17 protein-coding genes and 1 pseudogene are annotated in these 22,082 nt (G+C 57.3%); 9 read left to right on the forward strand and 9 right to left on the reverse strand.

Annotation, left to right across the window (positions count from 1 at the left end; genetic code table 11):
• The 3 genes from YUU_RS0112715 to YUU_RS0112725 all read right to left on the reverse strand — a co-directional run bounded on the left by YUU_RS0112715 (nucleotide 1) and on the right by YUU_RS0112725 (nucleotide 4,052).
• Entirely contained in the window at nucleotides 1–1,494 is a 1,494-nt protein-coding gene (locus YUU_RS0112715; protein ID WP_156944259.1) for an MBOAT family O-acyltransferase, read from the reverse strand.
• On the reverse strand, nucleotides 1,491–3,404 hold the full coding sequence (locus YUU_RS0112720) for an HAD family hydrolase (RefSeq protein WP_035662250.1): 1,914 nt from the start codon (nucleotides 3,402–3,404) through the stop codon (nucleotides 1,491–1,493). The genes YUU_RS0112715 and YUU_RS0112720 overlap by 4 nt, the downstream gene beginning before the upstream one ends.
• Nucleotides 3,405–3,773: 369 nt before the next feature.
• On the reverse strand, nucleotides 3,774–4,052 hold the full coding sequence (locus YUU_RS0112725; RefSeq protein ID WP_027522707.1) for a hypothetical protein: 279 nt from the start codon (nucleotides 4,050–4,052) through the stop codon (nucleotides 3,774–3,776).
• A 501-nt stretch (nucleotides 4,053–4,553) separates the two neighbouring features.
• On the opposite strand from YUU_RS0112725, the gene YUU_RS50785 reads away from it, so the two are divergent.
• Nucleotides 4,554–5,654 carry a glycosyltransferase family A protein gene (locus YUU_RS50785; protein ID WP_051389715.1) on the forward strand — a complete coding sequence of 367 codons (1,101 nt, stop codon included), beginning with the start codon at nucleotides 4,554–4,556 and terminating at the stop codon, nucleotides 5,652–5,654.
• A 16-nt stretch (nucleotides 5,655–5,670) separates the two neighbouring features.
• On the opposite strand, the gene YUU_RS0112735 is transcribed toward YUU_RS50785, so the two are convergent.
• Nucleotides 5,671–6,456, reverse strand: coding sequence for an FkbM family methyltransferase (locus YUU_RS0112735; RefSeq protein WP_084801421.1), 786 nt, complete (start codon nucleotides 6,454–6,456; stop codon nucleotides 5,671–5,673).
• 40 nt (nucleotides 6,457–6,496) lie between these two features.
• Nucleotides 6,497–7,804, reverse strand: coding sequence for a hypothetical protein (locus YUU_RS0112740; protein WP_035662202.1), 1,308 nt, complete (start codon nucleotides 7,802–7,804; stop codon nucleotides 6,497–6,499).
• Between the two features lie 245 nt (nucleotides 7,805–8,049).
• On the opposite strand from YUU_RS0112740, the gene YUU_RS0112745 reads away from it, so the two are divergent.
• From YUU_RS0112745 to YUU_RS0112765, 5 genes and pseudogenes are all read left to right on the forward strand, one after another.
• Nucleotides 8,050–9,396, forward strand: a complete 1,347-nt coding sequence (locus tag YUU_RS0112745) for a family 16 glycosylhydrolase (protein WP_027522710.1) — start codon at nucleotides 8,050–8,052, stop codon at nucleotides 9,394–9,396.
• A gap of 175 nt (nucleotides 9,397–9,571) precedes the next feature.
• The gene (locus tag YUU_RS0112750) at nucleotides 9,572–10,672 is read left to right on the forward strand and encodes a DUF563 domain-containing protein (RefSeq protein WP_084801422.1); all 1,101 of its coding nucleotides are present in this window, start codon (nucleotides 9,572–9,574) and stop codon (nucleotides 10,670–10,672) included.
• Nucleotides 10,669–12,228 carry a lipopolysaccharide biosynthesis protein gene (locus tag YUU_RS0112755; protein ID WP_051389716.1) on the forward strand — a complete coding sequence of 520 codons (1,560 nt, stop codon included), beginning with the start codon at nucleotides 10,669–10,671 and terminating at the stop codon, nucleotides 12,226–12,228. The genes YUU_RS0112750 and YUU_RS0112755 overlap by 4 nt, the downstream gene beginning before the upstream one ends.
• A 1-nt stretch (nucleotide 12,229) precedes the next feature.
• A pseudogene (locus YUU_RS60200) lies at nucleotides 12,230–12,403 on the forward strand (GDP-mannose 4,6-dehydratase); the annotation flags it as partial.
• A gap of 58 nt (nucleotides 12,404–12,461) precedes the next feature.
• Nucleotides 12,462–13,418, forward strand: a complete 957-nt coding sequence (locus tag YUU_RS0112765) for a GDP-L-fucose synthase (RefSeq protein WP_027522714.1) — start codon at nucleotides 12,462–12,464, stop codon at nucleotides 13,416–13,418.
• Nucleotides 13,419–13,510: 92 nt separating this feature from the next.
• On the opposite strand, the gene YUU_RS0112770 is transcribed toward YUU_RS0112765, so the two are convergent.
• Nucleotides 13,511–14,359 carry an FkbM family methyltransferase gene (locus YUU_RS0112770; RefSeq protein WP_245288003.1) on the reverse strand — a complete coding sequence of 283 codons (849 nt, stop codon included), beginning with the start codon at nucleotides 14,357–14,359 and terminating at the stop codon, nucleotides 13,511–13,513.
• A 378-nt stretch (nucleotides 14,360–14,737) separates the two neighbouring features.
• Here YUU_RS0112770 and YUU_RS50790 point away from each other — a divergent pair, with 378 nt between their 5' ends.
• Nucleotides 14,738–15,868, forward strand: a complete 1,131-nt coding sequence (locus YUU_RS50790; protein WP_084801424.1) for a polysaccharide pyruvyl transferase family protein — start codon at nucleotides 14,738–14,740, stop codon at nucleotides 15,866–15,868.
• A 10-nt stretch (nucleotides 15,869–15,878) separates the two neighbouring features.
• Here YUU_RS50790 and YUU_RS0112780 read toward each other — a convergent pair whose 3' ends face one another.
• Entirely contained in the window at nucleotides 15,879–17,519 is a 1,641-nt protein-coding gene (locus YUU_RS0112780) for a putative Ig domain-containing protein (protein ID WP_027522716.1), read from the reverse strand.
• A 314-nt stretch (nucleotides 17,520–17,833) separates the two neighbouring features.
• Here YUU_RS0112780 and YUU_RS0112785 point away from each other — a divergent pair, with 314 nt between their 5' ends.
• Nucleotides 17,834–18,649: a glycosyltransferase family 25 protein gene (locus YUU_RS0112785; protein ID WP_084801426.1), complete on the forward strand. Its 816-nt coding sequence runs from the start codon at nucleotides 17,834–17,836 to the stop codon at nucleotides 18,647–18,649.
• Nucleotides 18,650–18,712: 63 nt separating this feature from the next.
• Here YUU_RS0112785 and YUU_RS55060 read toward each other — a convergent pair whose 3' ends face one another.
• The gene (locus YUU_RS55060) at nucleotides 18,713–19,762 is read right to left on the reverse strand and encodes a glycosyltransferase (protein ID WP_051389718.1); all 1,050 of its coding nucleotides are present in this window, start codon (nucleotides 19,760–19,762) and stop codon (nucleotides 18,713–18,715) included.
• A 108-nt stretch (nucleotides 19,763–19,870) separates the two neighbouring features.
• Here YUU_RS55060 and YUU_RS0112795 point away from each other — a divergent pair, with 108 nt between their 5' ends.
• On the forward strand, nucleotides 19,871–21,067 hold the full coding sequence (locus YUU_RS0112795) for a glycosyltransferase (RefSeq protein WP_027522718.1): 1,197 nt from the start codon (nucleotides 19,871–19,873) through the stop codon (nucleotides 21,065–21,067).
• Here YUU_RS0112795 and YUU_RS0112800 read toward each other — a convergent pair.
• Nucleotides 21,056–22,069 (reverse strand): glycosyltransferase family 2 protein, encoded by a 1,014-nt coding sequence (locus tag YUU_RS0112800; RefSeq protein WP_245288004.1) that lies wholly within the window; start codon nucleotides 22,067–22,069, stop codon nucleotides 21,056–21,058. The two genes, YUU_RS0112795 and YUU_RS0112800, sit on opposite strands and share 12 nt — an antisense overlap.
• Nucleotides 22,070–22,082: the final 13 nt, after the last annotated feature.

A 22,082-nucleotide genomic window follows, 5' to 3' on the forward strand; every position in this document is an offset into this window, starting at 1 on the left:
TCAAAATGCCTTGTAAACGAAGTCCGGAGCCTTGTGCAGCAGGGTAGCGACGGCAACGATTGCCATCATCTTGCTTGCCAGGGTTAAGTTCCTGACGATCTCCCCATTCTGGATCGCCGACAGAGAAAGTGGGATGTGTACACGTTCCCGGATTAGGTCGAGGGCCAGAGCAGCCATTGCGAAAGTCGCAATCAGTACGACGAACGTGCCTAATACGCCGGCGACACCGAGGCGCACCAGCAGGTCGGTGAATTGAGGCAACTCCGTGACCCACAGGCAGGTGAGAGCGAGTGCGAAGTAGCCGACCGTCAGGCCTCTGGCAAAGTAGATGTAGGCGGTGGATCCGCTAAGCGCCCGATAGCGCTTTTTGCCCAGTCGCTTGATGCAGGCCTCCTGCCAGAGCTTGTTGATGCTCGCGCCTGCGCCCATCAGGAAGCCGTAGATGACGAATACCGCCGTGGTGCCGTGCCATACGCCCATGACCAGGAACGTGATGAAGAATGCGAGGACGCCCAGGTAAGCGGTCAGTGCAGGAGAGGGCAGCCATGCCATCAGAAACATCAGAAGCGGGTTGAACAGGTAGAACTTGAACCACTGTGACAGCGTCATGTGCCACCGCTGCCAGAATTCGAGGAAGCTGCTTGCCGTGAACGGTTTGTCGAAGTTCTCGGGCAATGACTGTCCGAGGAGGCCTCCGATACCGATAACGATGTCCATGTATCCAGAGAAATTGAAATAGAGATAGACCGTGTAGAGCGAGGCGGCCGTAGCGTAGATCGCACATAGCTTGAAGAAGGGCACAGGTGCCGCCTGTAACAATTGCGGGCTGAGAAACGTGAAGGCGTAGTCGGCGGTGGCGGCGATAATGACGAATTTCACGTAGCCGGTGACAATTCTGGAAAACGCGCCGTAAACATTGGATGTGTCAGGCTTTACCGCAGCCTTTCCGTCCGTCTCGCTGAAATCTTGATAGCGCTGGATGGGACCGGAAACGAAACACAGAAAATTGCAAACATAGCGAAAAAACGCGAACGGGCCAATTCGCTCGACCAGATCTCCCGACCGGACATCCACCATAATGTGCAATATCCGGAACAGGATGTAGGACAAGCCGATGGTCACGTAGGGGAACGGCAGGTGTCCAAGATCGTCGAAGAAAGAGAAGCGTTTCAGGTGAATATAAGAGCAGAGTACGGCGGCGACGCCGAGTGCCAACACGACAGACGCTCGGCGGACATAAAGCGTGCACACGCAAGCGTAGCCGAGCGCAAGGAAGGCGAACAGCGGCAACACTTGTGTGAAATCGGTCAGATAGCTGGCGATGAATATGGCATTTGCGGCCGCAAGGACCACTCGCCGATACGGAACTGACTCACTGATGTGGAAAGCGACGATTGTCGCGGCGACGAAAGCGAAGAATATGGGCGATATAAGACTCATCGATGGAAAGCCCGGAGCTGTCTGAAATTGTATTGCAAGATTGATTCCAATCACGTCAGCTCAAGCTGCGACTCGTCCCGTTCGACCGTCATCGGCAGCTCTTCCAATTCGACGTCCGTATCCAGCTCCCAACGACTGCTCACATCAGAGCCATCGTCCATGCGCATAAACCCCAACTTTCCGTAGTGATCACGGACCATCTCGTTGCGATCGGTTGGGACGTAGAGGCCTTCGAGGGTTTCGATGCCTGCGGCCCGCGCACGACGTACGATCTCTGACAGCACCGCCTGCTCCACGCCACGACCTAACACGCGGCAGCTCATCAGCCAGCTATCAATCGTCCATCGTGCGAAGCCGGTTGCCCGGCAAATGACGACACAAATGAGACCGTTATCGCCGAATTTGTCGATTAGCCTCGCGTGCAGCGTCATTACGGCTGGATCCGTTTCGAGTTGCTCGACCTGGGATTCGGTGTACCGCCGCGTCGTCAGGTTGAATTGATTGCTCTTGTTGATGAGCTGGGTGAGGCGGGCGCGTGTCGTGCGATTGAAAGAGCCAAAGACGATACGCATTTCCAGCGATCGAAGATAAGACTCGAGGTCGGTGTTTTGACCCTGCAAGCTGAGCCGGCGCGCATTAGCCTGATACATTTCGGCGCGCGCGCGGTCTTCTTCGGAGAAGTTGATCGCTTCAAAATACCCGGCTGCAGCCAACGTGCGCGCGTAGGTGGCCGGGTCACTCTCAAGTTCGGGGACGGCAACCTCCGGAAGCTCTTGCCGGATAAGATCGCGTTCGACCGGATTGTCATCGAGGAAAACAAAGGAATCTAGCCCGAGCGCGAGTTCTTTCGCGATTGCGCGAATGTTGGTCGCCTTATCGTTCCAATTGGCCTGGAATACCGCGATATGCTCTTCCTTCAGGAGCATGTCCGGGTGTTCCTTGAACGGCCTTCTGGCGACGCAGTCGGTATTCTTTGAGCTTACGGCTAGAACGATGCCGCGCGCACGTAGAGCGAGCGCGAGCTGCTGCACGGAAAGATGGGCTTCACCGGTCGCGTCGCCTTGGGCAATCTGAATGCCCTCCATTCCGTCGTCTCCGATAACGCCGCCCCAGATAGTGTTATCGAGGTCGAGTACGAGACAACGGCGGCTCCTGCCGCGCATCGCCCCCATAATTCGCCCCACGTGTTCGGCGTAAAGCGGGACAAAGGCGTCAGCGAACGGCAATTTCGCGAGATTCCACAAGGCAGGGGAATGCCAATCCGCCAGCCCTACGGTCTCAGCCATGCCTGCAACATCAAGTAGCATGTCGGTCGACTGCAGTATTGAATGGCAGATCTTCTGATTGACACGATCGACCAGATTGCGGGCTGTTCCCGTCAGCGCGCGGTCAAAGGACCCGAACAACCCCTCGGGAGGCGGCGCCAACGTCTGGACGATGCACGGCGCGCCACCGTTGCGCGATATGCCGGCCCGGATCGAATCGAGAAGTCCAATCGCGGCATCCATTGATTCGTTTGCAAGCTGCTCGTTGCCCGGAGAAGGTCGCAGCGCGAGTCCGCGATGATCGAGGGCGACGAGGACCGCATCGGGGCGCGCCTGGTTCACGGTTGACTCCGCCGTCAATGCATCCTGCAAAAACTGATCATACGCTCCCGTGATGCATTCGAGCGCGAAGCCGTGACGCGCGGCCGTTGCGACCAGGACCGGAGCGATAAGATCGAGCGTGCCGTTACCGATCAGGCCGAGGCGAAATGGAACCAGCGGAGCGAGCGATTGTCCGTTTTGTTGCGCCGACCTAATAGTGCGACCCAAGCGAGACAATTGGTGTTCATCCAGCGCGTGTGTCGCCAACCATCTGATTTGCTTTCCCAAGTCACCAGAATTGTTTGCAAATTCTCTGCAACGTGAAGCAAAATCAGGGGGTGGTTTTGGAAGCCACGCCAATTGTCGATAGAGTTCCACGGACACGGTCGCCCCACTTGTTTTTGGCATTAATTCTCGAAGGCTTCTTACGACCTCAGACGCAAGCGCTAAGCCTGCGAGGGCTGATCGCTGGACATTTACGCGTCGCACGGTACCGAAAGGTTCCAGCACTCATCATTTAGATTTGGCCGAAAAATCGGGGCAGGAGTTGGTTGGATATCCAATGATCGTACTGCGATAACAGGATCGTTACCTGCCAGTGCGCGCGACGACCTTCGGTTCCATCCGGCTCCAATCGGCAATGTAAGGCGGACGCTCGCGCATTCGTCGCGAGAACGATTGCATTCTCTCATGATGAGGTGGTGCGAGGGACAAATCAATCGCGGCTGCTCGGCTGCGTTGGCTTCCTCAATAAAGCTCGCGATATTCGAATTGAAAGTTCGTTGCCCCGGCCGCGATTCCCAGCGTTCTCTGTAGCTTCTGGTAGCCTGCGAGCGGAACGACGATGCAATCGGTGCTGCCGGCATAGCAAACCTGAACCCGGATAGCGTCACCGCAAATATTTTGAACCAAGACAATCTGGTCGACGATCTTGGAATTGTTTGCTTGTGGATGCGTCAACGGATGGACCGATATGCAAAGCTTTCCGTCCACTGTCTTGTGATTTGGAGCGTAAGTTCCTTCCATGGGCCGAATCGAGCTCGAGGGTCGAGTGGAAATGCCTGAGCCGCCATACATCGGTTGAGATGTGCGGCCGAAGCCGGAAATTTGAGCGTCGGCCGTCGTTACGAGTAGCGATGAAACGAACACTACGCGTATCGCCACGTAACGATCTGTGCGCATTGATCGGTTATCAGGCATCCTCACTGCTCGTTCTGCATAGATATCAGTCAGGACGAACCACATCCGACGTGCGATCGCATTTAACATATGATGATAGGCTGGCTCGACGGGATGCCGCGCTTGTCGGCGGCAGGATAGGGTTGCAGTTACGGCAACAGAATGACGAACAGATTGTTCCCAAAATCGCAGCGACCGAATTCTGCCGTTTCCTTATTGAAAGCGGTGATAGAGACGGCACTCCTCAATGTCTGGTCACCGAACATCTGTCGACTGTGATACTCTGCCGGTCATCATATCCGGCCATCATATGATGAGTATCCACAACGCGAGCATTATCGACGTCCAATGCTGAAGGAGATACCAGGACACACTGCGTTGCGGGACGCCGAACTGGCGACCGTACCGAGTCTTTCGGTGGTCATTCCGAACCACAACTACGCGGCTTACGTGGGATCCGCGATCCGCAGCGCACTAGACATACGATGGCCGAAGGTCGAGGTGATCGTTGTCGACGACGGTTCGACGGACAATTCGCTTGCGGTCATCAACGAATTTTCCGACGAGATCACAGTCATCAGCCAGTCGAACGCAGGTCAGATGCTGTCCTGTGTGAACGGCCTTCGCAAGTCATCCGGCGACGTGATCATATTTCTCGACTCCGATGATACCTTGCATCCCGATGTGATGATCGAGATTTCATCCGTCTGGTCGAAACTCGCGAGTAAATATCAGTTCCAGATGCGCGTGATCGACGCAAAGGGGCAGCCGACGGGAAATGTCCTGCCGCAGTACTTCTCCTGTCCGGCCTCAGAGGACATCCGCAGGTGGATGATAACGACCGGCGCCTATCCGACCCCGCCGGGGTCGGGAAATGCCTACCCGAGATGGTTTGTCGAGCGTGTTTTCGGTTTTGAATCCGACTTTGTCGACCGCGCGCCGGATAGTTATCTCTTGGCGGCAGCGCCCGCGTGTGGCGATATCGTGACGATCACCAAGCCCCTGGCAGATTATCGCGTGCATGGCCTCAATCACGGGGCCTTCCTTCGATTGGACGATACCCGCTTTGCGAGAGAGATCGACCTCACGCGGCGGCGCTACGAATTTTTTTTGGAGGTGGCGCGGACGATGAACCTGCCCGTGACGAAGCACGCTCTGAACAGGAACCTGACATACCTGGGCTTGCGGACGGCTTCATACCGGTTGCGGCCTGACATTCATCCCATCGCGCGAGACGCTTCGCGCTCCATTCTGGCTGATGGACTGGGGGCATTCTTCTACCCGCAGGGCTTTTCGACCTCACAAAGCATTTCGTTGCTGCTGTGGATCGTTTGCGTGCTAGTCAGCCCATCGCGTCTCGGGCGTAAGCTCGTAGGCTGGCGATATGTACCCGCAGAACGGCCAAAATGGATAAAGTCAATGCTGAGGCGACTTCGCGTCCTCCGATAAGGGCGCGAAACGGATTCTATTCGGGACGAACATACACAATATTCTCGCCATCCAGTATCATGTCGAAATCCCTTCGACCCATGGCCTTCTGAAGCGTTCGGCTTGTTCGCCTGCCAGGCATAAGCCAGTCATGCGGCTCTATGATGATCATTGTTGTGCGATCAATCCACTCGGTGTTTTCCGAGAAGAGCTCCTGTTCAAAGCCTTCAATGTCGATTTTGACAATGAGCAAGACGCCGTTCGGTACCATGGCCAGCGCGTCATCAACGGTGAGTACGCGTACTCCCGTGTTGGAGCGGCTTGTCCGTGCGCCCCAGGATAGCTGCGAATTTGTGACCGTGACGAAGCCGGGGGCTACGCCGATTGCAGCCTGGACGACCAAGGTATTGGGGCGATCGCCGATATTTTTTCGGAGGATTTTGACGTTATTCTCCTCAGGCTCAATGGCAACGATGGAGGCCTCGGGTAAGGCCTTCCGAAACCAAAGTGACGCCGCTCCGATATTGGCGCCGGCGTCAACGACTACGGGCTTGGCGCCGCGCTGCAGGATTGCTGAATACGAAGCCTCGAGTCTGGCTCTCACTGCCGGATAGCAATAGGCCGCATATTTCGGCGAACCAAAGATGTCCCGAAACGTCGACACGTCGCTTTCGCGAGGACGAAGGTAGACGCTGCCGATCGAAGGGAGGAACACGCGCGATGCATTCGCGCCGGTTATCCGTGCGACGTGGCGTAAAAGAATTCGAGGACCGAAAATTCTTACATCCTCGATATTGAGGCCAACGTGGTACCAAAAGCTCATCGGTCGTGATCTCTCATCAGTCTCCGCTGAAGTGGTGCGACTATGCCATCTCCATCGGTTCCATTTCCCCGCGATGCCAGGGGAAGTTGGTTGCGGTTACCGGCCTCGCAACGCCGGAGCGTCGAAGTTGCTTCGGCACCAGCGTCAACAACCAGACGATCACCGCAAATTCAGGCTTCAAGAGCTGCCCGCTAACAAGCCAGGTGAACACAAAGTAGTTGCAGGCCTCGACCCGCAGATCGCTCGAATGCAGCCGAAGTACAAAAACTGACAAAACCAGCGCAAATCCAAGCAACCCGTACTCGTAGATGAGTTTCGCCCACGTCGGATCATTCACCTCATACTTGACTTTGAGTAGGCCGATTTCCCGCAGGTAGCTGCCGGCCCCGTTGCCAAACCACGTCGAAAAGAATCCGTCGTCGAAGCTGTGCGCGATCATGTCGAGCGGTGCTACAAAGCGGGCATAGCCACTCGTATTCGGCATCGTAAATTCGTCGAGCCGGTTTAGCCAGACATTCAGATATGGAATGTCGGCGCTGTAAAGTGTGAACAGCACCACGACCACGCCGACCAGACATGCAACGAAGACCGGAACGCGGGCTAGCGACCGTGGAAGCAGAAGCCCGGCCATGATTCCGATGACACCCGAACCGGAGAACGAACTGACCAACCCGCCGGCAAGAATACCGAGAACGAGCCACCTGGCCCTCGTGCAATATTCGAGAATGATGGCGAGAGCCATCACCAAAGACAGAGTCGATGATTCGCGAAGGAAGAAGCCGTTTGCCTTTATCAAGCCTGCGTCTTCGCGGCTATAGGTATAAGCCCCCTCGCTCCGTATCGCCTCGGGGAGCACAAAGTGAATATTCGTGATGAAGGGACTCTTAACTGCATTTACCGCGACGATCTGAACAATGGAAATCACGGCGATCACAGTCGCCGCAGTCACGAACGTGCGCTGGATGTAATCCTGCACCGGCCGCGGATCGCTCACGCCTCTCAAGCGGAAGCAGAAGGGCGCGTACAGGGCGGATAGAAGCAGGAGCGACGTCCACGTCCCCGAGGTGTCGGAAAACGACATGCGGAAAGCCGCCAAGGCGATCGCGCTGATGAATAGCAGCAGTGACAAAATGCTCAGCGATACGTAGCCGGAGACGAGGAGATAGGATGTAAATAATGCGTAAGAGATGAGATCCGCCGAGATCGGAAAGGTGCCCAGGTTGTAAGCAATTTGCGACAAGAAGAGAGGAGATATCACCGAGATCCAGACTACAGCTTTTCCCGCTCTGTCCAGTTCCATCTCTATATGAGCGGCCGATGTTTGGCCGGCAGGAGACAGCTCATTCATCGGGATATCAAAAGTCACTTATACTGCCCTTTTGGAAAGTCGTGCTGCATGCCGGCATGCGCGGGCCATCTACTCAAATGCCTTTAATTCCTGCAGGCGGGAACTGATGCTGGTGGCCACTATCGTTTCTCGAAGCGTGAGAAACGTAGTCGGCAATCAATGCCATGTCGACGCAAAAGTGTCGCAATATTCGCATGTAGTTCCGGTCGGAGACGTCATTCGAACGCGGACCGGAGACATCAGCGATGATTGCCGACTGGCGCAAACAAATCTTGAGCGTTGTTCTGATCGTTCTGATGGTCACGTCGGCTGGACCTGCGCGCAGCGCCGGCTGGGAGTTGGTGTTTTCGGATGAGTTCAACGGTGACAAGCTTGATCGGACAAAATGGGCGACCCGATACATCTACAACAACGAGACGATGGACCACTTCAACGACGAAAAGCAACGCTATCGCGACAACCACGTGGTGTCCGGAGGCGTACTGAGTCTGACCGCAAAGAAGAACGAAGCCGCGGACACGTTCGATTCCGCGATGATCCGAAGCCACCAGACATTCTACTACGGCTACTATGAAGCGCGCGTCTTTCTTCCGAATGCGCGCGGATCGTGGCCGGCGTTCTGGCTCGAAGCCGATTACGACATCGATGGGAAGTTCTGGCATCCGCCGGAGATCGACATTTTCGAGTACGTCATCAACGGCGCGGAAGACAAGCCGAACATGCTGCACTCCAATGCCATGAGCCAAGACAAGTGGACGCCGCAGTCCTACACGTATGTGAACAGCTCATTCGTGCTCAAGTTTCAGGACATGGTCAGCAAGGAGGACCTCAACAAGGATTGGCATATTGCCGGGTTCGTTTGGGCGCCTGACCGCATTTCCTTCTTCTGGGACGGCCGCCTCGTCTACACGCGCATGTACCAGTGGCTCAGGAAGGACGGCCAACTGGGGCCGCCGGCACACGTCGATCTCAACTTCGCCGTCGGCGGAGCCGGCTGGGCGGGCCGGCATGGAATCGATGACGCGGCGTTCCCGCAGACGTTCAGGGTCGACTACATTCGCGTCTGCCAGTTCACGTCCTCCGAGCGTGGAGGCCGGAAATGCGGTCCGAGCGAGGTGACGCCGGATCCGAATGATTTTGGATACACGGCAGCGCTTAACGACATGCCCAAGCCGACATTCCTCAACGTGACGAAGGTGGTGCCGGACAAGAAGCCGAATGCAGGCGTATTGTCGCTGAGCACAACCGATCCGCTCAAGATCGAAGTTCCGATCAAGATTCCGGACGATTATCCGACAAATCGGGCACTTCAAGTGTACGTCTTCGACGAAACAACCGGCGCCATGGTCGCATCGGCAAAGAAGCCATTGCAACAAGTCTCCCGTAAGGAGGGGGAAGATGGCGCTAGCGTGATGGAATTTGCTCTGCCGGCCGTACCGCGTGAAGGGAACTATTTTCTGGGTAGCAAACTCACGGCTGAAGTCGCTGGCGAGGTCGGCCCCAAAGAAGTTCCCGTTGCTTGCGACACCACGGTGATCCAACCAAAAAAAGCCAGATCTTGCCGCCTATTGTCGCTGCATGTGCGTCACTGATCGGTAAGGGATCAACAGCGTGAGCATAAGTCGGTGTGACGCGAGACCAGCCGACTAGCGCTGGTTCCAATCGGTGTGCTCTTCGAAGGTCGGTCTGAATTGTGCTTTTGGCTGTGGTGAGCCGTGTCATACGAGCTCGCCTGTCACGGGCGGTATCTTGCAATGGTAGTCGTCCATGAACTCTAAGGTTCGCGCCGTCAGGCAAATTCTCCGTGGTGCATTGCGCGGCAGCCCTAATCGGCTTTGCGATCATCGCACTTGGCGAAGTGAACATCCGCACACCTGGCTGACGGCCGTCGAAGAAGAGGTGCTGAGGCGAAAGGCGCCGCTTCAATTCGGCAGCCGTAACGCGGGATTAAGTGAAAGCGTTGACAACAGAATGCCTGAGCTCGGCGTACTCAGCCTGAACAATGCCCGCGTCCTCGGTCCCGACGGCTGGCTCGTGACGGAGGATGGATCGCTGCTCTACGAGAGCACCTGGTACGGTTCTTCCTTCTCGCGCCATCCGCGATCGGTTGCTTACGGGACGCCGCTGCCGCTAAGCGGCACCTGTCTCTCGCTGGCGAGTGATTTCGCGGGAGGGAACTATGGGCACTTCCTGCTCGATTGCCTGGGACGGCTGGCGCTCTTTCAGAAAAGTGGCCTGTCGCTCGATGATGTCGATTATGTCTATTTGCCCAAGCCTACGTCCGGAACAGCAGCCCAACTTGTCCGGCGCCTTGGAATTCCATTGCACAAGTGCGTGTGGGCAGGCGAGGGCGATATCCGGGCCGATCTCGTGATCGGCACTTCGTTTCCGGGCTTACGACGGAACTATGCACCATGGCTTACGGATTTCTTTCGCTCGCAGGTAGCCGAGTTGCCGCTTCGTCGCGACAGGCGCGTATACGTTCCGCGAAAAGGCCAGAGAAAGGTCGCCAACGAAGAAGAACTGATGCCTGTGCTGAAAAAGTTCGGCTTCCAGATCTACGACTTTGATCGTGTTGAGGATGAAGCGGCGTTTTTCTCGGAATGCGCGATTGTCGTTGGCCCACATGGTGCAGGTCTGACCAATCTCGTCTTCTGCTCGTCCGGAACGAAGGTCCTGGAGCTGATTCCCTCCGACCACGTGCATCCCTACTACTACACGATCGCAACATCCGCTGGCGCGGAGTATTCCTACATCGTCGGGCCCAGCATTGGAACGCGTCCGCAGGGGGCGTTCGGGCCCAGCCCATTCGATTTCAAGGTTGCGCCTGATATCTTCGAGCTCGCACTGGAAACCATATGTCAATGAACGAGCATTTCGCTGTTGGTGCGAAAGCGGTGCTTCCGTTGTCGAAAAAGTCGATCGCGATCGGAGCTGCCTGGATCGGTGTGAGCCGGCTGGTGGTCGCCAGTCTCGGCTTCCTGAACACGGTGATATTGGCGAGAATGCTTACGCCGGAGGATTTTGGCCTGGTTGCCGTCGCGACGGCTGTCATTGCCATCTTGACGTCGATGACCGAGCTGTCCCTGACATCGGCGCTCATTCACCACAAGGATCCAACTGAAGATCAATTCCACGCCGCCTGGACGTTGAGCCTGGCTCGCGCCTGCTTGCTCGCGCTCCTGCTATCGTTGCTCGCTTATCCGGTGTCACGATCCTACGGCGACAGTCGTTTGATTCCGATCCTGCTGGTCCTGAGCTGTTCCATCGTGATAACCGGCCTTCGAAATCCGATGCTTGCGATGATGCAGCGTCAACTCGTCTTCTGGCAGGAATTCGTGACGAGCAGCAGCCGGGCGCTCGCAACCATCCTTGTCTCCTCCGGGATCGCCATTTGCTTCAGGAGCTACTGGGCGCTGATCGCCGGGGCCGTCGTCGCCAACCTGGTGGATGTCGTTGCCTCCTATCTGATCCAGCCGTTTCGACCAAAATTCCGGATCAAGGGCAGCCGCTCCCTATGGTCATTCTCTCTGTGGCTATCGCTCGGACAGGCCGTCAGTACGCTGAACTGGCGTTTCGACCAGATCATCATCGGATATTTTCTCGGAAAATCCACGCTGGGTGGATATGTGCTGGGCAGCGACCTGGCCGCCACACCGACGAGAGAAGCGACAAACCCGCTCGCAGGAACGCTGTTTCCGGCGTTCGTGAGGCTGAGGGACGATAAAGCCGCCCTTCAGCGAGCTTATCTGTCGGCGCAATCAATGCTGTGTGGGATTGCCTTTCCGGCGGGGTTCGGCTTCGCGTTGATCGCCGATCAATTCGTTCCGCTAGTGCTGGGTGACGCCTGGGCAGGCGCGACAATCGTGATCCAGCTCCTCGGTGGTGCAATTGCGTTGCATACGCTCAGCGCTACCGTCCAGCCCCTTGGTCTGGCCCTTGGGCAGACGCGCAGGTTATTTCATCGCGACGTTGCGGTCTTGATCGTGAGACTGCCTGTCATCGTCGCGGGTCTGTGGGTAGGAGGGTTGCTTGGCCTGCTTGTCGCTCGAGTGGCGGTTACGCTCGGCGGTGTCGTCTACAACATGGTCTTGGTCCGCGAATTGATCGGCACTTCTGTGTCCCGGCAATTTCTCGTGAATCTGAGGACTGCTTTGTCCACCTGCATGATCATCATCGTCGGCCTTCTGACCAATTGGGCTTTCATCACGTTGTTCGGCCATGAGTCTCACGTCTATGCTCGGTTGACCGCTGTTGTTCTGGTGAGCGCTCTCGCTTATGTCGGGGCAGCGTTTGGATTCTGGCGAGTAGCCGGTTCGCCGGCCGGGCCCGAGCGTGAGATCCTGCGGATCCTTGGCGTGATCGCCAACAGATTTGGGAAACTGGGGAGATCGTCGATGATAACCGCGCAGTCGGGTGAGTAATATGAATGAAAGGTCGAAGCGCCGCGTCGCGCTGATTACGGGTGTCACCGGTCAGGACGGTGGCTATCTCGCCGAGTATTTGCTCGGCCTGGGCTGCACCGTGCACGGCATCAAGCGGCGCTCCTCTTCGTTCAACACCGCCCGTGTCGACTGGAAACCCACGACGCCGTTCGCGCAACTGGTCAAGGAAATGGTGGCGGGCGATTTACTCGAGGCCAGGCGGGAGGTTGCCAATGGCAAGCACTCCGTTTGAACTGGCCGGCAAGACCGTCTTCGTCGCCGGCCATCGCGGCATGGTTGGCTCCGCGCTCGTGCGGCGGCTTGCCGAGGAAGATGTCGAACTGCTGACGGTGTCGCGGAGCGAGGTCGACCTGCGTGTCCAAGCCGCCGTCGACAGATGGTTCGCGGCAAAGCGCCCGCAGGCAGTGTTCCTTGCCGCTGCCAAGGTCGGCGGCATTGTCGCCAACAACACGCTGCGCGCCGAGTTCCTCTACGAGAATCTGGCGATCGCGAGCAACGTCATCCACGCCGCGCATGTCAATCGATGCGAGAAGCTGATGTTCTTCGGCTCTTCCTGCATCTACCCCAAACTTGCAGCCCAGCCGCTGCGCGAAGAGTCGATGCTGACCGGCCCGCTGGAGCCGACCAACGAACCCTATGCGATCGCCAAGATCGCTGGCATCAAGATGGTCGAGGCCTATCGTAGCCAGTACGGCTCGAACTTCATCAGCGTGATGCCGACAAACCTTTACGGTCGCGGCGACAATTATCATCCCGAATACAGCCACGTCGTCGCTGCGTTGATTCGCCGTTTCCACGAGGCCAAGATGTCGGGGGCGAAGAACGTCGTGGTGTGGGGCACCGGCACGCCGCGGCGCGAATTCCTCTTTGTCGATGATCTGGCGGACGCCTGCGTCCACCTCATGAAGACCTATTCGAGTGGTGAGCTCGTCAACATCGGCACCGGCGTTGACATCACGATCGCCGAGTTCGCGCGCATGGTCGCAGCGACCATCGGCTATTTCGGCGAGATCAGCTATGACACCTCGCGCCCCGACGGCACTCCGCGCAAATTACTCGACGTCAGCCGGTTGATGAAACTGGGTTGGCGGGCCAAGACTTCGCTCGAGGATGGGCTCAAGCTGGCCTATCAGGCATATCTCAGCGAAAACCGGCAGGCAGCGGAGTAGGGAGCTCGACGGTCATTGCGAGCTGACGGTCGCGCATCCGCATCCCGTCGTTCGCGGCTGGGGCGGTTGCATCAGTGTGACCACGGGGGCGATCACTCCGGGGCGAACCAGCAGTTCGGCAGCATGACGTCATCCCGGTCTGCGACGTTTCTCCTGTCGAGGTCGTGAGGAAACGTTCGCGCAGGCGTCCGGCGAGAAACGCGATCCTTGCGCAGGAACGAGAATTCCATGATCGGCGGGACCTTGAAGTCCCTGTATTCGATGGGTTTGAAGTAATTATTTGGATGGATGTGTACGACGTCGAAGTGCTTGGTGAGCTTCTTAAAAACCGCGCCGATCAGCTTGAGACCGATGGGATTGAGAATCCTGTCGAGGGAATGGAACTCGATGATAATGATCCTGAAGCGCTTCAGGCACTCCCAGCTCGTGTCAACGAGAACATCGTATTCGCCGCCTTCAATGTCCATCTGGAGGATGAGGTCGCCGGTCTGAGGGCCCTTTCTCGACATCCAGTTCTCTAAAGTCATGAACGTGGCGTTGTCTTCGTTTCCGAGAAATTTCTTTTCAAAATCCAGCAGGTCATTCCGGATCGCGGGTGCATCCACCGAGAAGTCGGCGAGGAAACACGGGATGCCACGTTCGGCAAGCCCGAGCTCGAAATCGGAGACATTGTAGACGCCCGGCGAAAAGCAACCGACGCATCCATCCAGGTCGTCGGGAACCAGGTAGCCGCCATCGGCTGATCCGCCCAGACGAATCAATTTCTTGTCCGTCACGACAGGGAAGAGGTCACGGAAGAACTTCCTGAGCTCTTCCTCCTTTGAAGTGCCGGATATCATAAAGTCGTTATCGAGCAGGCGTGCCTTCACGTAGTCCTTCAACAAACCAATCATGCGGTTGACTCCGAGCTCGCTGACGCGTCCGCGTGCGGCTTGCTGCAAGAAGCGGCATTCCCGGTAGGCTCGTCGTCTGTGCTCGTTGCGACGAACACATTTGCCTGCCTTAAGACTTCAATAGATTCGATTTTTGTCATGAATATGTGCGGTGTTGTCGCTAATCGGCAGCATTGCCGAGACTTGCCTTTGGTTGTTGAGCCGATCTAGTCCGTACCTTGGAACTCGGTCAGCTTCCGCATCGGCGAGGGGGACACTAGAGCGTGATAGACGCAGAAGCCGGCTGAGGGCGAAAGATCGAACTGATGCGTGACGCGGGAAGCGCGGCAGCGCAAACTGTCCGGCGTTCTCGCTGGCAGCACGCAGATGCGTCGTTTACGCAACCGTAGCGAGTACGGCGCGCAATAGCAGAGGTAGGTTTGTCGAATGCGAATTGTTGGCGATGCATCGGAAGCCGTTCGATGCTCTGATGCGAGCTGCGGCACCGAAGAGTTCAGGACGATGTCCGAAAGTCCCATAAAGGATTCTCGTACACTCATTGCAGAGTTGCAGAGTGAGATCGACAAGGTCATCGGGCCTCATCTGGAGGGGGTCGAGGACTTCGCGCTAGTGGACTTTCCTAACCATCCAAATGTGGGAGACAGCGCCATTTGGTTGGGTGAGGAGACCTATCTGCAGCAGAAGCTGGGCAGAGCGCCGTCCTACGTGTGCACCTATGACACCTGGTCAAAGAGAGATTTCGAAAGAGCCGTTCCTGTCGGACCTATCCTTATCCATGGTGGCGGCAATTTCGGCGACCTGTGGCCCAATCATCAGGAGTTTCGGCTCAGGCTTCTGTCGGAGTTTCCGGATCGCCAGATCATCCAGTTGCCGCAAACCATACACTTCTCCTCGAAGGCAAGCCTCAAGCGCGCCGCCGAGATCATCAACTCCCACAAAAAGTTCCGGATTCTGGTCCGCGACACCAAAAGCTTGGACGTCGCGAGAAAGGAATTCACGGCGGCCGTCGATCTCTGTCCGGACATGGCATTCTGCCTGGGCGCGCAGAGTTCGCGAGCCGCCATAGCGAGGAAGTTGTTGCTGCTACTCCGAACCGATCACGAGAAGGTGGAGCAGGGACGTTCTCGTCCGCTCCCGAGCTTTGCAGTCGTCGAGGACTGGCTTATGGAACAGCGCGGTCTGGGAAAGTGGTTGTTGCTCCAGGCGCTGCTTGAAATGTCCCCTCGCGTGTTCAAGGGCAGGATGCCGTCCGAACTCGACGTGCGCATTCGATGGTTTCACCTTTTGGCGTCGAACCGTGTAGCCCGCGGAATGAAGCAGGTTGGATCGTCGGCCTATGTGATCACGGATCGCCTTCACACGCACATCTTTTGCGTATTGTTGAATGTGCCGCATTCGGTCCTTGACAACAATTATGGAAAGATCAGCACGTTCGTCGATGCCTGGAGCAAGCCCTTCGAAAAGCTGGCCCGGCCCTTAAGCACGAGTGTGGACGAGGCCGTCGCAACCTTTCTGGACATCTGCAAAGGCAGTCCGACGCCGATGGACCGGGGATGACGGTCGAGCATCATCTTCCCTCGGGGCGGCTTGCCGTATCGTGCGCATCGACGTTCAATGTGGTCATCCTCGTTATTGTCTGGCCCGCATTGTTTGTGCAGGCGATTGTCAGGTTGCTAACCCCTATTGCTGTTGGTGCGCCGGTGATGAGTCTGGTGGAACGCTCAAAGGAGAGACCCTGGGGCAGTCCTTTGACGGACAGAATCTTCGGCGTCATGACGCCGACGTCGCACTCCCGATAGATATCGTGGCGGTAGCTGTTGCCCGCGGCGGCTGAAAGGGGGCCGGTTGTCACCCGTGGGCCGCGATTGATGGAGAATCGCAGAGGCTCCATTGTCGAGCCGTCGGGCTTGAAGCCATAGACGACGACGTGAGACCGCCCGGCATTGCCGGTGCCGTCGGTGAAGTCTGCCTTGATCGTGCGCGATGTCGCCTCGTACGAAATGCCTTCCGGGAATTGCGTAAATGTCGTCTGCTCCGTCATGCCCGCTTCGGAGCTGTCATAGGGTATGACCTGGACGAATTCCGTAACACTCGCATCACCCCAGAGGGCCTTGGCACTCGGCAGCACAACCTTGCCGTTGCCATCATAGTCGACATTAAGGTCTGCGACCGAAACCAGCGGCTTCCAATGCTTGACGCCTGCCGTCCGCCAGCCGCGTATCCAATCGACATCGAGATAGGCGCCAGTCGCCGAGCCGGCCCACGCCTCGGCCTTATACGCCTCGCCCGCGAACGTATTGTTGAATATGTGTGACGTCAGAAGAACAAATGAAGGCATGCTTTTGGTATTGGAGTCCACGCCGACAAACTGGGCTCGAAGGGCACCGTCGACATAAAGCTGGGTGTTCCCACCGTTTCGAAAGATAAAGCTGAAGACGTGGAACGTGTCGTCCATGTAGTCGAATGGTCCGGCGCTGTTGTCGGTCGAGATTGCCCCCGACGTGTGGACGATATTGCTGAAATGCATGCCTTGGGAGTTGCACTCCAGATCCCACTCGTTGCCGGTTGGATTGAGCACGGGGGTGACGGAATAGGTCCAGAATGACGGATGAAAGCCGGCTGGATTTGCAAGCTTTGAACTGAACCGGGCACGCATCTCGATGATGACGGCGTTGGTGGTCGGGTAGTATGCAAATGCCCCGGCTGTATGGATCATCGCGGAGAGCTGTGGGCGGGCGCCTCCGTTGATGGAGCGGTCGGTCGGCGTAAGGAATGCCTGCTCGCGCGCTGTTGCCTTGCGTGCTCCGAGCCGTAGCACCGAGTGGGAAACCGACATGTTGTCGAGACCAACCGCGACGCCGCGGTTGCCGTCTCTGTAGCCCGTCGTCAGCGGGTCGGCATCGAATGCTGTCCCTAGCGACGTGGTATTGCCGCGGATGCCCGGATGATAGGCGCCAGTCGGGAAGAACCTGCCGCGAGGATTTGCCGGACCAACGATATCCAGAGTATCAAAGTCATCACCCCAGGACAGTGTATAGCCCGCATACAACCCACTGCCATTCTGGCCGACGACGGCGCCACCGACGACCTGACTGCTTCGCCTGAAGGGCGGTATGGATTGCAGCCATTGTCGTAGACCTTCGCTGCTCAAGCCAAAATAAAGTGCCGAGCCGGCGACAACCAACGATGCGACGAACAGTGTTGCCATGGTGCCATTGGTTCGACGCTTTGATGGCATCCGCACCTCTCTTGGCTTGAGCCCCCACGATTCTCGCCTCGTACCTATTCACTCGCACGTGAGGAACCTAAGGTCCGCTCCAGGCCGCCGTGAATGCAGGCCGCTTTAGTGTGTAGCCGCGAGCTTGGTCGTGCTGACGGAATAGGAATGTGAAAACATGGCCGACAGCATGGCGGCCCCCAGAAGCGTGACGCGTCCTTGTCAGCACAGACAAGTTCGCGCTAATCGTTTCGAGGGTCATGTGAAAAGCGGTTCCAAGTCGACAGCGCCGGACTGGTCAATCAATGGGCAGCAATCTCAGAATTGTCGCGATTAGTTTGGCAGGTTCCCCGCGCCGCGAGCGCGCGAGCGCAAACCTGGAAGCGCTTGATGTTCCGTGGACCTTCTTTGATGCCTTGCGAGTGCCGTCCACAGGACTGCCACAATATGACGAAGCGCTGGCCATTCGCTTTTGGGGCAGGGGTCTTTCCCGCGCCGAGATCGGCTGCGCAGCAAGCCATATGAGCATCATGGCGCAATTGGCGGCGTCAGAGGCCGATACATGGGCACTCGTGATGGAAGACGACGTCGTTCTCGACACGGGCTTCAGCTTTCAATCGCTTCCCGATATCTGCAAGGCTGCCGAGATCGGTTATCTCCGGCTGTACGGACGGCATATGGCGCCGTGCAAACATGTGGCCTGGCTGGATCAGCGGGAGTTGGTGCGGTTTGAGCGCGCGCCAATGGGAACCCAAGCCTATCTGATCTCCAGTCGAGCCGCGCGTCGATTCATGGACAGCGTGACGACGATCCATCGGCCAGTCGACTGGGAGATGGACCGGTTCTGGGCAAACGGCCTCTACAATTACGCCTTGTTTCCGTTCCCCTGCCTTGAACTGACGATGCCGTCGTCGATTGCAAAGGCTGCAGAGTCGGTTCGCGAGCCGACCGCGATCGATAGGGCGGCATGGTTTGCGTGGAAATCAAAGGAATATGTTCTGCGCTTGTCAGAAAATATTCGTCTTCGCCAATCCGACAAGCGGATTTGCGCTCGCCTTGCCGGCTTAGCCAGTCTTCACGGGCCATTGCCCGAGACGATCCGCACGATCGAAAGCGCGTGATTGACGCCTGGAGAGGCGTGCGACGAGATCTGTCGAGGCGATTGCTTTTGCGCCGCTCCGCATTCAGGCGTGCTTGCGCCGGATGACGCTGCCGATCCTGACGAGCGGCCTGAGGAGTTCTGCCCTGTTGAACCGGAGCATGATCAGCCGGTACGCAAGCCAGGAAGGGCTCAAGAACAACGCAGAGAACCAGACGATATGGGAGGCGGCAGTGCGCCATTGTGTCGTCTTGGTCAGGGCAAGCCATATCCCACGGCGCACGAGTGAATTCGACGAGTCCGCGTCCTGCCCAACATACCTCAGTCCCAATTTACGCGACGCGAGGCGATAGTTGATAAAGACGATCTCGTTATCGATCGGCCTTGCGGCCTGCACGCGCATTGATTTCCTGTCGCAATGCGCCTTCAGGATGTCGAACTCGGCGACGCGGAACCCGATCTGCCTGGGGAAATCGGGAAAGCGTTGTGCGCGGCCCTTCGCGTCATTCCGGCTGATATTTCTGCCGTGAAGCCGATACTGCCCGAGAGTTTCCTGCACCGTGACCACGTTCCCGTAGAGAGGCGCGATCGTGTTCAGGGCGCCATCGTACCCGACCGGTGGACTGAGAGGGATGACCTGACGAAGAAACTCTCGGGAGTACGCATTTCCCGACATGACCGGCCAGATATACGTTCCCGACCGGATAAATTCTGCGTGCACATCGTCCGGCGCGTAGGACTTGGGAAACGCGCAAAACGAGCGTCCAAGTCGCTTGCCAGCGCCGTCGATGATTTCCAGATTGAATTGAACTTTCGACACACCCTCGCGCCAGCGTGCAGCGACGTGTTCCACCGCCGTCGGCAGCAGGATATCATCCGCATCGAGGAAGAGCAGCACATCGCCTGTTGCCTCGCGATACCCAACCTCGAATGCTGCGATGTTGCCTTGGTTTGCCTGAAATATGGCTCGAATCTTGTCGCCATAGCCGGCGATAATTTGGCGGGAACCGTCGATCGAGCCGTCGTCGACGACAACGATTTCATCCGCCGGACGCGTCTGGTTCAACGCGCTGTCGATTGCCAGTCTGACATACCGTTCATAGTTGTAGACCGTTATGACGATGCTGATCTTCAACGTGTGTCGCTCACGAAATTCGCAGATGTCACGAGAGGCTATCAATCCATGCCTTGATGAGCCAGAAGTAATTTCAGGTCCGCAAAGCATGGTTGGTGAGGCTATCGCATGAAAATCGCTCTGATCGATCCGTCACTGTTTACTTGGCCGTATGATCTCAAATTAGCCAAAGGATTGACCGATATTGGGCATGCAGCCAGCATTGTCGGACGCCAGCTTGGGCTGACGCCGTCTGTCGACGAAGACCTGTTTCTAGACCGGCATTTTTATCCAGGATTGCAGTCGCGCTTTTTCAAGAAACTTCCGCGCAACGTGCAACTGGGACTGAAGGGCCTCAGTCACGCCGAATCAATGATGCGGTTGATCAGGCGCTTCAGGAGAGCGCCACCTGACGTGATCCATTTCCAGTGGGCGCCGCTGGCGATCGTTGACAGCCAGTTCATTCCCAAGTTCAGGAGGGTCGCGCCAACGGTTCTGACCGTTCACGACTCGAATCCGTTCAATAACAATCCGAGCTCGCGAATACAGCGAATCGGCGCGTTCGGGATTCTGCGTTGCTTCGACCATCTCATCGTTCATACGACCGTTGCACGCGATCGACTGCTGCGCGCTGGTATCCCGGACGAGAAGATTTCCGTGATCGCGCACGGATTGCTGACGGATCATATCGCCCGGCCGGCTGACGAGCCTCCGGCCGCGGACCGGCGCGTTCAAATACTCCTGTTCGGCAAGATAAAGCCCTACAAGGGCGTCGATGTCATGCTTCGTGCGCTTGCGCTGCTTCCCCGAGAGGTCAGGGCGCATTGTGTGGTGAAGGTCGTAGGCTGGCCGGAAATGCCGATGGAGCCGCTGCTTGCGATGGTGAAGGATCTGCAGCTCGAGGACCATGTCGAATTCGACCTGCGTTTCATTCCGGAAGATGAAGTGACCTCGCTGGTCGCGCGCGCTGACATCCTGGCCTTTCCGTACCGGGATATTGACGCATCGGGTGTGCTAATGCTGGCGATCGCGGCGGGACGTCCGATTGTGGCATCGAACCTTGGAACGTTTTCGGAATGGCTGAGCGATGAGGCGGAGGGAACGCTCGTTCCTCCAGATGATCCCGCCGCATTGTCCCGGTCGCTCGAGCGCTTGATCAGCGATCCCAGCTATCGAAACGCCAAGAGCAAAGCGATGCTGGATCTGCGCAACTTAGTTCCGACATGGACCTCGATTGCACGCTTGACCGAAGCCGCTTACGCGAAGGCGGGCCAGCGTGTGAGCGCACCGGCCAGCGCCGACGTTCTGGAAGCCTTACGAAACTGAAGGGGTCATCTGCCAGGTGGTCTGTCGGATCGACAGGATGCCCCAGAAGAAGCCAAGTGCCCACGCGAAGTGCATCACGACGGCGGCCGGCAGCGCAAGCAGCCCGCAAATCGAGCGACGCTTGACTGCAATCATCATTGCGGTCAGCGCCAGTATAGCGAGATAAGCCACCGGCAATGTCAACAGCACGGGCGCCACCGGAGACAGCACGATGGCGCAAATCGTCAGTGCAACGTGAGTGGGCACTAGGAACTGGCGCAGTCGCAACGATCCGGGATGCCGTCTCACGGTTCTCGATCGACCGCGACCGTAGTTGAAGTATTGCTTCGCCAGACTCAGAAAACTCGACCGCGGTCGATATGAAAGGCGGATGTCCGAATCCAGAAATATCCGGCCGCCGATTGCACGCAGTCTGCAGTCAAACTCTGCATCTTCATTATGAGTGAAGGTTTCATCGTAACCACCGGCCCTGCGGAACGCATCGATGGTCATCGCCGCATGATGTCCGTGGTCGACAAAGCCGCTTTGCTTTCCGCCGCGATGTGCCGATCCACCCGAACCGACTTTTGTGTCCGAGACCCAGGCGACGGCCTTCTGCAGGCAGCCGTCACCGCGCGAGTCCATGGGGACCACGACCGAGTCGGCTTTGCACTCGTCCAAGGTCTCGATGAGACGCGAAATATAAGCCGCCGGATATCCGCAATGGGCGTCACACCGCACCAGCACCTGCGCCGCAGCACCATAAAGCCGTACGGCCAGATTGACGCCGGCACTCTGCAGCCGCTGGGGATTGCGCAACAGATGGACGCCGTCAATCTCCTTGGCGAGCAAGCGGACGATGTCAGGCGTCCCATCGGTGCTGCCGCCATCTGCAACCACTATTGTACGATCTTCGCTGAGACCGTCCTGGGCCAGGTTACGGACAACGGTCTCGATGTGGGAAGCCTCGTTCAAAACGGGTATGACGATCAGGATTTCTCTGGACACGATTTCAGCTGCCACTTGCCGTTGTTTA

Origin of the sequence: Bradyrhizobium sp. Ec3.3, from assembly GCF_000472925.1 — a bacterium.
In the GTDB taxonomy this organism is placed as follows: Bacteria; Pseudomonadota; Alphaproteobacteria; order Rhizobiales; family Xanthobacteraceae; genus Bradyrhizobium.